General features: G+C 58.8%; 11 protein-coding genes. 10 read left to right on the forward strand and 1 reads right to left on the reverse strand.

Going from position 1 to position 13,351, the window contains the following annotated elements:
• Positions 1 to 70: 70 nt before the first annotated feature.
• The 10 genes from mscM (at position 71) to AB5Z05_RS16635 (ending at position 12,490) form a co-directional block, all read left to right on the forward strand.
• Entirely contained in the window at positions 71 to 3,352 is a 3,282-nt protein-coding gene (mscM, locus tag AB5Z05_RS16590) for a miniconductance mechanosensitive channel MscM (RefSeq protein WP_319888598.1), read from the forward strand.
• A 24-nt stretch (positions 3,353 to 3,376) separates the two neighbouring features.
• Complete coding sequence (locus AB5Z05_RS16595; RefSeq protein WP_368152254.1) at positions 3,377 to 4,060, forward strand: glycerophosphodiester phosphodiesterase; 684 nt, start codon at positions 3,377 to 3,379, stop codon at positions 4,058 to 4,060.
• Positions 4,061 to 4,215: 155 nt separating this feature from the next.
• Complete coding sequence (locus AB5Z05_RS16600) at positions 4,216 to 6,093, forward strand: methyl-accepting chemotaxis protein (RefSeq protein WP_368152256.1); 1,878 nt, start codon at positions 4,216 to 4,218, stop codon at positions 6,091 to 6,093.
• Positions 6,094 to 6,602: 509 nt separating this feature from the next.
• A complete protein-coding gene (frdA, locus tag AB5Z05_RS16605) occupies positions 6,603 to 8,387 on the forward strand; it encodes a fumarate reductase (quinol) flavoprotein subunit (RefSeq protein WP_005335056.1) in 1,785 nt (594 codons plus the stop codon).
• The gene (locus AB5Z05_RS16610) at positions 8,380 to 9,114 is read left to right on the forward strand and encodes a succinate dehydrogenase/fumarate reductase iron-sulfur subunit (RefSeq protein ID WP_005335057.1); all 735 of its coding nucleotides are present in this window, start codon (positions 8,380 to 8,382) and stop codon (positions 9,112 to 9,114) included. Before frdA ends, AB5Z05_RS16610 begins: the two co-directional genes overlap by 8 nt.
• Before the next feature lie 16 nt (positions 9,115 to 9,130).
• On the forward strand, positions 9,131 to 9,529 hold the full coding sequence (locus AB5Z05_RS16615; RefSeq protein WP_005335058.1) for a hypothetical protein: 399 nt from the start codon (positions 9,131 to 9,133) through the stop codon (positions 9,527 to 9,529).
• A 10-nt stretch (positions 9,530 to 9,539) separates the two neighbouring features.
• Positions 9,540 to 9,896: a fumarate reductase subunit FrdD gene (frdD, locus tag AB5Z05_RS16620; protein WP_005335059.1), complete on the forward strand. Its 357-nt coding sequence runs from the start codon at positions 9,540 to 9,542 to the stop codon at positions 9,894 to 9,896.
• A 251-nt stretch (positions 9,897 to 10,147) separates the two neighbouring features.
• Positions 10,148 to 10,876 carry a nucleoside recognition domain-containing protein gene (locus AB5Z05_RS16625; RefSeq protein WP_005335061.1) on the forward strand — a complete coding sequence of 243 codons (729 nt, stop codon included), beginning with the start codon at positions 10,148 to 10,150 and terminating at the stop codon, positions 10,874 to 10,876.
• Positions 10,873 to 11,340 (forward strand): YjiG family protein, encoded by a 468-nt coding sequence (locus AB5Z05_RS16630; protein WP_005335063.1) that lies wholly within the window; start codon positions 10,873 to 10,875, stop codon positions 11,338 to 11,340. Before AB5Z05_RS16625 ends, AB5Z05_RS16630 begins: the two co-directional genes overlap by 4 nt.
• A 25-nt stretch (positions 11,341 to 11,365) precedes the next feature.
• Positions 11,366 to 12,490 carry a M20 family metallopeptidase gene (locus AB5Z05_RS16635; RefSeq protein ID WP_368152258.1) on the forward strand — a complete coding sequence of 375 codons (1,125 nt, stop codon included), beginning with the start codon at positions 11,366 to 11,368 and terminating at the stop codon, positions 12,488 to 12,490.
• A gap of 89 nt (positions 12,491 to 12,579) precedes the next feature.
• Here AB5Z05_RS16635 and AB5Z05_RS16640 read toward each other — a convergent pair whose 3' ends face one another.
• Positions 12,580 to 13,329 (reverse strand): substrate-binding periplasmic protein, encoded by a 750-nt coding sequence (locus AB5Z05_RS16640; RefSeq protein ID WP_368152259.1) that lies wholly within the window; start codon positions 13,327 to 13,329, stop codon positions 12,580 to 12,582.
• Positions 13,330 to 13,351: the final 22 nt, after the last annotated feature.

Below are 13,351 nucleotides of genomic sequence, written 5' to 3' on the forward strand. Positions count from 1 at the left end.
TAGACTGCTTTACCCGCCTCCCTGCCCTGTTTTAGGCTAGGGCCACCTCTTCTGAACGGAAACGAGCCTCATGTTGCAACGCCTGCTCACCCTCTTGCTGCTCTCCCTTATCTTGTTGCCGCCAGCCGTGCGCGCCGACGATGCCATTGCCCAAGCCGAATCCCTGTTGCAGAGCGTGCCCAAGAGCGATACCCCGGAAAACCAGAAGCTGCGGGAGAGCTACCAGCAGGCGCTGCAATTTGCCAGAGAGGCCGAGCGTTACCGGGAGCAGAGTAAAGCCTATCAGCAGATCCTTATCGATTACCCCAAGGAGTCGGCACGGCTCAAGGAGAGCCTGCACAACTATCAGCCCGCAGCTCGCCCGCCGCTGGCGAGCCTCAAGGAGGAGGCGCTGCGCCAGGCCATTGGCCTGAGCAGCAACCGCCAGCTCAACCTGCGCAAGGAGCGGCAGGGGGTGATGGACAGCCTCAACCAGCTGGAGAGCACCGGTCAGGAGTATCACCTGCGGGTGGACGATCTGCGCAAACAACTGCAACTGACCCGCAGCCAGCTGGAGCGACTGAGCTTCAGCAGCGAATCGGATCGCCAGCAGGAGGCACAACTGCTGCTGACCAGAATGAAGGAGCAGAGCCTCTCCGACCGGATCCAGATGCTGGAGCTGGAGCAGCTCTCGGCCCAGCAGCGCAACGATCTCGGCAAGCTGAAGCTGCAGGAGCTCAATCTGGCCATCGCCGACGAGGATGAGTGGCAAGCCAGCCTGCTGACCCAGCAGAACCAACTGCGGCGGGAGAAGACCGAGCAGGCGCTGGAGGAGAGCGAGCGGCTGCGCAAACAGCTCACCACCGACATGCCGCTGCTGCTGGAGCAGCAACAGCAGAATCAGGCGCTCTCCATCCAGCTCGGCACACTGGAAGATCAGATTGAGCGGGTGCAGGACGAGCAGCGCAGCGTCGACAAGAATCTGTTTGAACTGAATGAGCTGGTCAACTCGGTACGCGAACAGCTGGAATGGCTGCAGATCAGTAATGCCTACGGCGAGAACCTGCGCAGCAAACTCTCCGATCTGCCTCCCCAGTTCCCCCTCGACAAGCTGGAGTCCGCCATCGTCAGCGCCCGCATGGCCAAGTACCAGTACGAGAGCGAGCAGGATGGGCTCAAGGATACCCGCCAGCTGCGCGACAAGCTGATGGCCGAAGAGGAGGTGACGCTGGATCGGCCGCAGCAAGCGGTGCTCGACAACCTGCTCAAGGCCCGGCGCCAACTGCTGACCCGGCTCAACGACGCCTCAGACACCCTCATTCAGGAGCAGACCCGCCTCAAACTGCTCTACAGCCGTCAGAACAGCAAGATCGACGAGATCCGTGAAATAAGCGCCAGCCACCTGTTCTGGATGCCGGATGTGCGCCCCTTTACCCCACAGGTGATGCTCGGCATTCCCGCCGCGCTGACGCTGGCCTTCAACCCGGACAACTGGTTGCAACTGCCCTACGCCATCGCCGAAAACAGCCCGCTGAGCCTCACTCTGGCCGGTATTGGTCTGCTGGTGCTGGCCTGGAGCTGGTTCAAACTGGCCCGTCATCTGAGCCTCTATTGCGACCATATTGCGCCGCGGATCGGCAAGGTAACCCAGGACAAATTCAGCCTCACCAGCCGCTTGCTGCTGCGATCCCTGCTTGCCGCCCTCCCCTTGCCTGCCATGGTGCTGATGGTGCGCGGCCTGCTCGAAGGGGCCTGGCAATACCCGTTTGCAGTGGCGGTGGCGCGCGGCCTTGGCGAGATCTGGTTTCTGCTGCTGGCACTGGTGATGGCCCGCCACCTGACGCTGGAGCGGGGGATTTTGATCCACCACTTCCGCTGGCCCCGGGAACAGGTGCAAAAGGTGTGGGGGCAGTTTCGCACCCTGCTGCTGGTGCTGATCCCGAGTTTCTTCGTGCAGGGGATGGCCAACAGCTATCAGGAGCACGCCTTCTACGACTCCCTCGGCCGGATGGCCTTCATGATCGGCGCACTCTGGCTGCTGCTCTTCTTTGCCCGCCTCAACCGGGAGCGGCTGCCACTCACCTGGGGCCAGACCGACATGACCAAGCCCCATCTGCTGCACCACTTCATCTGGAACAGCCTGATGCTGGCGCCACTGCTGGCGGTGATTGGCGCCCTGTTTGGCTACTTCTATACCTCGCGCACCCTGCTGCGCCAGCTGGAGCTTAGCCTGCTGATGGGGCTGGGTTGCCTGCTGATCTACTATCTGGCCAGACGCTGGATGCTGATCCAGCGCCGCCGCCTCGCCTTCGAGCGTGCCAAGAGCAAGCGGGCCGAGATCCTGGCCCAGCGCGGCCGGGAAGAGGGGCATGACGAGCTCAGCTCCGAAACCCCGGACGTGGTGGAAGAGACTGAGCTGGATCTCGATACCATCAGCGCACAGTCGCTGGGGTTGGTGCGCACCCTGCTGATGCTGGGCTTCACCATGCTGGTGGTGGTGCAATGGTCGGATCTCAACTCCGCCTTCAGCTTCCTCAGCAATATCGAGGTGTGGCAGGTGAGCAGCAAGATTGGCGGCATCGAGCAGCTCTCGGCCATCACCTTGCAGGATCTGATGCTGACCGCCTTCGTCTTCATTCTGACCGTTGTGACAGCCCGCAACCTGCCGGGGCTGATGGAGCTGACCCTGCTGCAACACCTCAGCCTCTCCCCGGGTACCGGCTTTGCCCTCACGACCACCAGCAAGTATCTGGTGATCCTGATCGGCGCCCTCACCGGCTTCTCCATGCTCGGCATCGACTGGTCGAAGACCCAATGGCTGGTCGCCGCCCTCTCGGTGGGGTTGGGTTTCGGCCTGCAGGAGATCTTCGCCAACTTTGTCTCCGGCCTCATCATCCTGTTTGAGAAGCCGATCCGGCTCGGTGACACCGTCACCATCCGCGATCTCACCGGCACCGTCACCAAGATCAAGACCCGGGCCACCACCATAGTGGATTGGGATCGCAAGGAGATCATCGTGCCCAACAAGGCCTTCATCACCGAACAGTTCATCAACTGGTCGCTCTCCGATGCCATCACCCGGGTCAAACTGCGGATCCGGATCGGCCTGACCCGGGATCCGAAACTGGTGCAGCGCATTCTGGAAGAGTCCATCCAGGCATCGACCCTGGTATTGGAAACGCCGACGCCCGAGGTCTTCCTGATCGAATTCACCGACTCGGCGCTGATCTACGAGATCCGCCTCTACGTCAACAACATGGATCATCGAATGCCCATCACTCACGAGGTTCACTCGCTGGTGCTGGAGAAGATGCAGCAGCAGGGACTTACCCTGCCCCATCAACAGATCGACATTCACCTGAGCCGCGGCTGATCCGCGAGGTAGAAGGAGCAGAACATGCAGATTATTGCCCATCGTGGCGCCAGCGGTCTGGCACCGGAAAACACTCTCAAGGCGATGGCCAAAGCACTGGAGTTGGGTGCGCCAGCCATCGAGATCGACGTGCAGGCGGCCGATGGCGAGTTGTGGGTCTTCCACGACCGGCGGCTGGAGCGCTGCACCAATGGCAAGGGGGTGCTGACCGAACAATCCCGCTCCTATCTGGAACAGCTCGATGCCGGTGAAGGAGAGGTGATCCCGACCCTGTGGCAGGTGATGGAGATCATCGCCGGACGCTGCGAGCTGCATATCGAGCTCAAGGGGACTCATACCGCCGATGCGGTGGCAGCCCTGACCCGACGGGCAGAGGCCGAGCTGGGCTTTACTCCCGGCCAGTGGGTGGTCTCCTCCTTCCATCACCCGGAGCTGGCCCGATTCGCCGCCTTGCGGCCCGATATCCGGCTCGGTGCCCTGACCGCCAACCTGCCGCTCAACCTGGCGCAGTTTGCCGACGAGCTGGGGGCCTGGTCCATCAATTGCGATGTTGATTTCATCGACGCTGCGCTGGTCGATGATGCCCATCGCCGGGGGCTCAAAGTTCTGGTTTATACCGTTGATTATCCAGAAGATTATGAAACGCTCTCTAGCATGGGGGTCGATGGAATCTTCACCAATCGACCAGATCGTTTTCTGACACAGTGAGAGGGGGATACGCGCATGGATAACCACTGATTTAGGCACTAACTTTAAATAGCTGACCGGGATACAAAGAGTTCAACTTCAGCCGATAAACAGAGGCTCATAACAATAACTAGATTCCACACACACTTCAGACTGACGCTCACAAGGATGTAACTATGAACTTATCCATTAAAAACAAGCTTGTTCTGGCTATCGGGGTCATCATTCTGGTGATCACCTGCCTGCAGGTCTGGTACAACACCTCGCAACTGCGCAGCGAGACCCAGCGACTGGTCTGGAACATCATCGACGAAAGCTCCATGGCCAACGTCAAGGGGATCTCCCGCTGGGTCGACTCCCGGATCAGCATGGTCAGCACCACCAAGGATGCATTCGCCAAAGAAGATGAGCCCATCAGTCATCTGGCCCAGTCCATGAATGCCGGTGGCTTCGACCTGGTCTATGCCGGTACCGCTGACGGCAAAATGATCCAGAGCAAACCAACCGACCTGCCCGCCGGTTATGACCCACGTCAACGCCCCTGGTACAAGGACGCGGCCGCCGCAGGCAAGCTGGTCATTACAGCCCCCTATGCCGACATCTCCACCGGCCAGCTGATTGTCACCATTGCCGAGCCGTTTCAGCGCGGCAATACTCAGGGGGTCATCGCCGGTGACGTCTCCATCAGCTCACTGATCTCGGACATTCTGGCGGTCACCACCGAGGGCACCTACGCCATGCTGGTGGACAGCAATGGCACCATCATCGCGCACCCCGATGCCTCCCTGAGCCTGAAATCCGCCACCGCTCTGGCACCGGAACTGACTGCGGCCTACATCAATCAGGTTGCCCATGACGGCATGATCAACGAGCTGGTGATCAGCGGCAAGAAAGAGGTCTACGACTTTAATGCCATTCCCAATACCAACTGGTATTACGGCATGATGGTGGATGAAGAGATCGCCTACCAGTCGGTACGCCGCATGGTTACCTCCTCCTTCATTCAGGGGCTTATCACCATACTGATCGTGGCGGGCTTCTCCTATGTCGCCATCAACGGCTCGCTGGCCCCTCTGAAAACCCTGGGCGAAGCGATTGCCGATCTCTCCCGTGGCAACGGCGATCTGACCCGCCGCATCAAGATTGAACGTGAGGATGAAGTAGGCGCGGTTGCCAAACACGTCAACACCTTCATCGAGCGGATCCATGTGATGGTGCAGGATATCTCCAACTCCTCCGGCCAGCTCAACCAGCAGGCCAAGTCCTCCCACAGCATGGCGGAGAAGGCCAATCAGGGTCTGGCACGCCAGCAAAACGAGATCTCCCAGATCGCCACTGCGGTACACGAGATGTCGGCCACCGCGGTCGAGGTTGCCAGCAACGCCGAGCAGACCGCCGAAGCGGCCCGCAGCTCCTCCAGCAGTTGCGAGCATGGCAAGCAGGTGATCGCCCGCAACCAGCGCTCCATCACCGATCTGGCCACCCAGGTGGAACAGGCCTCCAACATCATTCAGGAACTGGAGAAAAACGCTCAGGAGATCAACACCATCCTCTCCACCATTCAGGGCATCGCCGAGCAGACCAACCTGCTGGCACTCAACGCCGCCATCGAAGCGGCCCGTGCCGGTGAACAGGGTCGCGGCTTTGCGGTGGTAGCCGACGAGGTGCGCGTCTTGTCACAGCGTACCCACAGCTCCACCGTTGAAATCCGCAATATGATCGAAACCCTGCAACGCAATACCCAGGGAGCGGTCAGCACCATGCACGAAGGCCAGCTGCTGGCCCAGAACAGCGTGGATGACGCCAACAACGCCACCCATGCACTGGAGCAGATCACCACCTCGATCAACCAGATCTCCGACATGGCGACCCAGATCTCCAGCGCGGCTGAAGAGCAGCGGGCCGTCACCGACGAGGTAAGTCGCAACATTCAGGCAGTGAAAGATGTCTCGGACGAACTGGCAGTAGATGCAGACAGCTCACGCCATCTCTCTGAACAACTTAAAAATATTTCGGGTGAACTGAGCAATCAGGTCGGCATGTTCCGCATTTGAGCATGAGCAAAAGGGGCCGTACAGGCCCCTTTTATTTTTCTAAATAGCGCTTAATTTTCAGTGAGTAATCTCACATTACCCGCCAAATCCCCCGCCTTGAAACCCTTGTAATTCGTCTGGAATTATCAGAACACCGCCGTGGTCACCGCCGCACTTCGGATTACCTATTTCTATCCGAATAGATGAATGCCAATAATTCTCATTAAAAAATTACAATAAAAAACTTAAAATTTTTTTCGCGAGTACCTAAAAAGAGAGGTGATTCGCATTTTATTGAAAGAAAACTACGTACAATCCAGAAGTTAAAGTACTCGTAGCTAGGTGTTCAACTGCTCAGTAGCACCAAAAAATGACGATAATAACGACATTTTCATCCAGGGATTTGGGTGTTTTATAGAAAAATAACCAATAAAAAGGGAATAAAACCTAGCAGTTTGACTTGCATCAAGCCTGAATTTTTTTCATAGAGCAAAATCGTGCCCAGCAAATCTATCCCTAAGGAGGCAGATGTGGATATTATCAAGACCGATGTGGCCATCATCGGTGCTGGCGGTACCGGCTTACGCGCCGCTATCGCTATAGCCGAATCACAGCCAGACCTGGACATCGCCCTGATTTCCAAGGTTTACCCGATGCGCAGCCACACGGTTGCTGCCGAAGGCGGCGCTGCCGGTGTCGTCCGTGATGACGACTCCCTCGAAAACCACTTCAACGACACCGTCTCCGGTGGTGACTGGCTGTGCGAGCAGGACGTAGTGGAATACTTCGTCAACAACGCGACCAAAGAGATGATCCAGCTGGAGCACTGGGGTTGCCCCTGGAGCCGCAAGCCGGATGGTAAAGCCAACGTGCGTCCGTTTGGTGGCATGAAGGTTCCCCGTACCTGGTTCGCCGCAGACAAGTCCGGTTTCCATATTCTGCACACCCTGTTCCAGACCTCCGTCAAATACCCGAGCATCAAGCGCTTCGACGAGCATTTCTGTCTTGATCTGATCGTGGACGACGGCCGCGTTCAGGGTGTACTGACCTTCGACATCCAGAACGGTATCACCCGCTTCATCCAGGCCAAATCCGTGATCGTGGCAACCGGCGGCGCTGGCCGTGTCTATCGCTACAACACCAACGGTGGCATCGTCACCGGCGACGGCATGGCACTGGCCTACCGTCACGGCGTACCGCTGCGTGATATGGAGTTCGTCCAGTATCACCCGACCGGTCTGCCGGGCACCGGCATCCTGATGACCGAAGGTTGTCGTGGTGAGGGTGGCGTCCTGCTGAACAAGGATGGCTACCGCTACCTGCAAGACTACGGCTTGGGCCCGGAAACCCCGATCGGCCAGCCGAAGAGCAAATACATGGAGCTGGGTCCGCGCGACCGTGTTTCCCAGGCATTCTGGCAAGAGCAGCAGAAAGGCCGCGTCATTCAGGGCCCGATGGGCGATGTGGTTCACCTCGACCTGCGTCACCTTGGCGAGAAGTACCTGAAAGAGCGTCTGCCGTTCATCTGCGAACTGGCCAAAGCCTACGTCAACGTGGATCCGGCCAAAGAGCCTATCCCGGTACGTCCGACTGCCCACTACACCATGGGTGGTATCGAGACTGACAACAAGTGTGCCACTCGTCTGCCCGGCCTCTACGCCGCGGGCGAATGTGCCTCCGTTGGTCTGCACGGTGCCAACCGTCTGGGTTCCAACTCCCTGTCCGAGATCGTGGTATTCGGCAAGCTGGCCGGTGAGCAGGCAGGTGAATTTGCCAAGACTCAGAAGCATGGCAATACCGAAGCGCTGGCCGCCAAGGCCGAGGCGCTCATCAAGCAGCACCTCTCCCTGATGGACGTAGACGGTACCGAAAACCCGGCCGATATCCGCAACGAGCTGGGCATGTCCATGGAAGCCGGTGTCGGTATCTACCGTACCGAAGAGCTGATGCAGGGCACCATCGACAAGATCAACGAGCTGAAAGCCCGTTACAAGAAGGTCAAGATCAACGACAAGTCCTCTGTCTTCAACACCGATCTGCTGTACGCCATCGAACTGGGCTACATGCTGGACGTGGCTGAAGCCATGGCGCACTCCGCCATCAATCGTAAAGAGTCCCGCGGTTCCCACCAGCGTCTGGATGGTTACGAAGAGCGCGATGACGTGAACTTCCTCAAGCACACGCTCTCGTTCTACAAAAATGGCGAAACGCCCTCCATCGATTACTCCGATGTGAAGATCACTAAGTCCCAGCCGGCAAAACGCGTGTACGGCTCCGAGGGTGAGAAACAAGACGAGGCTAAGAAGAATGGCTGAGATGATTGAAATTGAGATCCTGCGCTACCGTCCGGAACAGGATAACGAGCCCTGGATGCAAACCTTCCAGGTGCCATACCAGAGAGAGATGTCTCTGCTGGACGCCCTGCAGTACATCAAGGATCACCTGGACTCTACCCTGAGCTTCCGCTGGTCCTGCCGGATGGCGATCTGCGGCTCCTGCGGCATGATGGTCAACGGTGTGCCCAAACTGGGTTGCAAGGCGTTCCTGCGCGACTATCTGCCGGGCAAGATGACCGTCGAGCCGCTCAACAACTTCCCGATCGAGCGCGATCTGGTTGTCGACATGTCCGACTTCATCGAGAAGCTGGAGAGCATCAAGCCGTACATCATCCCGAGCGAGCCGCGCAGCCTGTGTGATGGCGAGTACATCCAGACTCCGGCCCAGATGGCGCAGTACAAGCAGTTCTCCCAGTGCATCAACTGTGGTCTCTGCTACGCGGCCTGCCCGCAGTACGGCATCAACAAGAAGTTCACCGGTCCGGCGGCACTGGCTCTGGCCTATCGCTACAACGTCGACAACCGTGATGCCGGCGCCAAAGAGCGTATGCGCATCATCAGCCAGGACGAAGGCGTCTGGGGCTGTACCTTCGTGGGCTACTGCTCCGAAGTGTGCCCGAAGGGCGTCGATCCGGCGGCGGCCATCCAGCTTGGCAAGGTCGAAAGCGCCAAGGACTACATGATCGCCATGTTCAAGCCAGATTGAGAGCAGGATTGAGACCATGAACAACACTGATAGCAAACGTAAACCTTACGTCCGCGAAATGAAGAAAGACTGGTGGCTGAAGAACGCCTTCTACACCGGTTACATGATCCGTGAAGGCACCAGTATCTTCGTCTCCATCTACGCCGTTGTGCTGATGTGGGGCCTGATGCGCCTGGTTCAGGGTCAGGAAGCGTTCAACGGCTGGCTGGAATCCCTGCAAAGCCCGATCGCTATCCTGTTCCATGTCGTCGCTCTGGCGGCGTGCCTGTTCCATGCCAAAACCTGGTTCGCCCTGGCGCCGAAAGCCATGCGTATCTTCCGTGGTGAAGACCTGGTACCGGAGAAGCCGATCGTTCTCGCCCAGTATGTGGCGCTGGCGGTGGTGTCCCTGCTTGTCCTGATCATCGTGGCCTGAGGAGAAAACAATGAGACGTTCTGACGAACCAATTTACTGGGGTCTGTTTGGTGCGGGTGGCATGGTCGTTGCCATGCTGCTGCCGGTCATTGTCCTCATCACCGGTCTGCTGGTGCCCATGGGCATCATGGACGTGGAAACCATGAGCTATGACCGCGTGCACGCGTTCGCCAGCTCCTGGTGGGGTGCCTGCATCCTGCTGGTGATCATCGCCCTGCCAGTCTGGCACGGTATGCACCGTATCTACCACGGTCTGCACGATCTGGGGATCCACACCACCAAGCTGCACCACTATGTGTTCTATGGCTTTGCCTTCCTGGTATCTGCCATTAGTGTCGGCCTGCTGATGGTGCTGGTACTCCAGTAATCACATCTGACTGATTGACCAAACCGGGCCTCGTGCCCGGTTTTTTTTGCCCCGCTACCCCGCCCCTGCTTTTTATTCACTCAAACAATTCGATAAAAACCAGATTATCGTCCAATCATATGGCGATCATAGTCACATAACCCCAATACATTCGTCATTTGCAGCAAACCATTTTGACCACCATCAATTTAGTGACATCCATATCAATTATAATTATTCAGATTAAATAATTATTCATATGGAGCTAGCTAATGACAGACAAAACACGCTCGGTGAGCATAGGCAGTTACCTGGCACTGGCCTTCGCCGTGGTCTTCTTCTCCGGACTGTTGCAATCCGGCGAGTGGTATGGGGTATTCGATTTCACCACGCTGAACGGCTCGTTCGGCACCATGGTCCAGAGCGTCAGCGAGAATGGTGACGGCATCAAGACCGCCATGACCGACATGCGCGGCAAGGGGGGCAACGGCGCTCGCGATGGCTTTCTGTTCGCCCTGACCCTGATCCCCACCGTGATGTTTGCCCTCGGTATGATCAATGTGCTGGAGCACTACGGCGCGCTGGAAGCGGCCCGCAAGTTGCTGACCCCGCTGCTGCGTCCGCTGATGGGGATCCCGGGCAACACCGGCCTCGCCCTTATCGCCTCCCTGCAGAGTACCGATGCCGGTGCCGCCATGACCCGTCAGCTCAAGGATGAAGGGCTCATCACCAAGCGTGAAACCGACGTATTCACCATGTTCCAGTTCTCCGCTGGTGCCACCATCGTCAACTTCTTCTCCTCCGGCGCCGTGCTGTTCACCCTGACACTGGCAGATGGCAGCCCGGCGGTCAGCTCCTCCATCGGTCTGGCTGTCATCGTGATGTTCGCCTTCAAATTTGTCGGGGCCAACCTGTTTCGGGTCTACCTCAATATGAGCGAAGGCAAGCAGACCGATAACAACACCCAGCAGACCCTCAACACTCAGGAGCAAGCCAAATGAGCCAGGCCAACATCAAGAAACCCATCGTCACCGATATCTTCGTCGAAGGGGCCAAGAAGGGCTGGGTCATCGCCACCACCTCCACCGTTCCCAACGTACTGATGGCCTTTGTCATCATCAAGGCGCTGCAGATCACCGGCGCGCTGGATGCCATGGGCGCCATTTTCTCCCCCGTCATGGCCATCTTCGGGTTGCCCGGTGAGGCGGCAGCCGTGCTGATCGGCGCCTGGATGTCGATGGGCGGTGCAGTCGGTGTGGTCATCACCCTGTTCGATCAGGGGATCCTCAACGGCACCCACATCGCCATTCTGGCGCCAGCCATCTACCTGATGGGCTCCCAGGTGCAGTACATGGGCCGCATCCTCGGCTGCATCGGTACCGAAGGGCGTTACATCCCCATCATGGTCGCCATCTCGGTACTCAACGCCTTCGGCGCCATGCTGGTGATGAACATCCTTCTCTGACCCGAACCTGATAGTGGAGCAAGCAATGACTTTTTCTCTGGATCAATACCTGACCGAACTGGCCCCGCTGATCAATCTGGATTGCGGATCCCTGCACCAGCCGGGCATTGCGGCAGTGGCCGACCTGATGGCTGCCAAATATGAGGCGATGGGCGGCTGGCAGATCAAGCGGGTCGACTGTGGCGCAGCCGGGGTGGGACTGGAGATCCGCAACCAGCCTGATGCGGCGCAGATCGATGTAATGCTGATCGGCCATATGGATACCGTCTTCCCCCTCGGTACCGCCGCTGCCCGCCCGATGAGCATCGATGGTGAGCGCGCTTACGGCCCCGGTGTCTCCGACATGAAATCCGGCCTGCTCAACATCGTCTATGCCCTGCGTGAACTGCCCCGCGAGGTGCGCGATCGCCTGAGCATCTGCGTCTGCATGAACCCGGATGAGGAGATCGGATCCCTGCACTCCAGCGACTGGCTGGCAATGGTGGCCAAACAGGCAAAACAGGTGCTGGTGGCCGAAGCGGCCCGCGCAGATGGCTCGCTGGTCAAGGCGCGCAAGGGGATGGCCCGTTATCGCATCGATTTCACCGGCAAGGCGGCTCACGCAGGCAACGAACCGCAGAAGGGGCGCAGCGCCATCACCGAGCTGGGCCACTGGATCCTGGCCATCAACACCCTGACCAACTTCGAGAGCGGCACCACCCTCAACATCGGCATTGTCGAGGGGGGCAATGGCGCCAACATAGTGCCGGCCCATGCCAGCGCCGTGGTGGATATGCGCTTCTGGGACAATCAGGAGTACCACCAGATCAACGATCATCTGCAGACCCTAGCCGAGCGGCCGCATCTGGACGGCGTCACCATCCAGCTGACCCGCGAGGCCCACAAACCGGCCATGGTGCCGTCAGAGGGCACTCAGGCACTGATGCAACTGGTGGAGGAGTGTGGCGCCGAACTGGGGCTGCCGATCAGCTGGCAAGAGGTGGGGGGCGGCTCCGATGCCAACCTGACCGCCGCCCTCGGTATCCCCACTCTGGATGGTCTGGGCCCTATCGGTGCCGGTTTCCACAGTGACGAGGAGTATCTGGATCTGGTCAGCATTGCCCCGCGCATCGAGCTGCTGGTGAAGGTACTGACCCGTCTGGCAGCCTGACAGCCTCTCACGTAAAAAAAGGCCAGCCGGTTTGCACCGGCTGGCCCTCTGTCCATCTGCTCCTCCTGAATGACAGCCCCCCTTCGCTATTACTCCATTGGCGGCAAGAAGCGGCGCATCACCTCATCCGTATGCCCCCCTTCCTGAAATGCCACCAGCGACTGATTGAGGATGTTCACCAGCTGGTGACCGCGGGGGGAGCCCTTGCTCACCAGCAGATAGAATCCCTTGCGGCTGGGCAGGGCGAGATTGAGCAACCCGCTCTCGCTGCGGTAGATGCCAAGGCTGATGCCAGCCACCAGAGGTTCGATTTCGCTCGGCAGAAAGTCGCAGCGATCCCGCTCCAGCATATCGAGCGCCTGCTGCAACTGCTTGACCCGGCGTGGCTCCTGCGCAAGCCCGTAGGGTGTGTAGTTGTAGCCAATCACCCCGCACACCCGGGAACGATTGACCGTCTGCAGATCCGGCGGTTCGGGGTAGCGGCGCTTGAGATAGAAGAAACCGAGGTGGGTGTAATAGAGGGGTACGCTATAAAAGGCAAACTCGGCCCGCTCCTGCTTGTAGCTGGCATCCCAGGTCAGCTCGCACAGACCATTCTGGCGATAATCCGCCAGCTCCTGCTGCACCCGCGCCCAGGGCAGATAGCGGATCTGGTGCGAGAGCCCGCTCTGTTGTAATGAATCGAGCACCAGCGTCGTCGCCGAACCTGTCAGGCGGCTGGTATCGGGCACCCCGTCCTTGCGCTCCCAGTAGGTAAAGGGGGCCCACTCGTTGCCCTCCCCCAGACAGATCTTCACTGGCGGCTCTTGCCCCCATAGCGCAGGGGACAAGATAACCATCGCCAATCCCGCCCACCATGTT

Source organism: Aeromonas sp. R2-4 (assembly GCF_040908365.1).
Taxonomy (GTDB): Bacteria; Pseudomonadota; Gammaproteobacteria; order Enterobacterales; family Aeromonadaceae; genus Aeromonas; species Aeromonas veronii.

Bases quoted from the DNA above. Each gene is read 5' to 3' on its own strand.
- mscM (WP_319888598.1), top strand. From the start codon at position 71: ATGTTGCAACGCCTGCTCACCCTCTTGCTGCTCTCCCTTATCTTGTTG.
- AB5Z05_RS16595 (WP_368152254.1), top strand. From the start codon at position 3,377: ATGCAGATTATTGCCCATCGTGGCGCCAGCGGTCTGGCACCGGAAAAC.
- AB5Z05_RS16600 (WP_368152256.1), top strand. From the start codon at position 4,216: ATGAACTTATCCATTAAAAACAAGCTTGTTCTGGCTATCGGGGTCATC.
- AB5Z05_RS16610 (WP_005335057.1), top strand. From the start codon at position 8,380: ATGGCTGAGATGATTGAAATTGAGATCCTGCGCTACCGTCCGGAACAG.
- AB5Z05_RS16615 (WP_005335058.1), top strand. From the start codon at position 9,131: ATGAACAACACTGATAGCAAACGTAAACCTTACGTCCGCGAAATGAAG.
- frdD (WP_005335059.1), top strand. From the start codon at position 9,540: ATGAGACGTTCTGACGAACCAATTTACTGGGGTCTGTTTGGTGCGGGT.
- AB5Z05_RS16625 (WP_005335061.1), top strand. From the start codon at position 10,148: ATGACAGACAAAACACGCTCGGTGAGCATAGGCAGTTACCTGGCACTG.
- AB5Z05_RS16630 (WP_005335063.1), top strand. From the start codon at position 10,873: ATGAGCCAGGCCAACATCAAGAAACCCATCGTCACCGATATCTTCGTC.
- AB5Z05_RS16635 (WP_368152258.1), top strand. From the start codon at position 11,366: ATGACTTTTTCTCTGGATCAATACCTGACCGAACTGGCCCCGCTGATC.
- AB5Z05_RS16640 (WP_368152259.1), bottom strand. From the start codon at position 13,329: ATGGTTATCTTGTCCCCTGCGCTATGGGGGCAAGAGCCGCCAGTGAAG.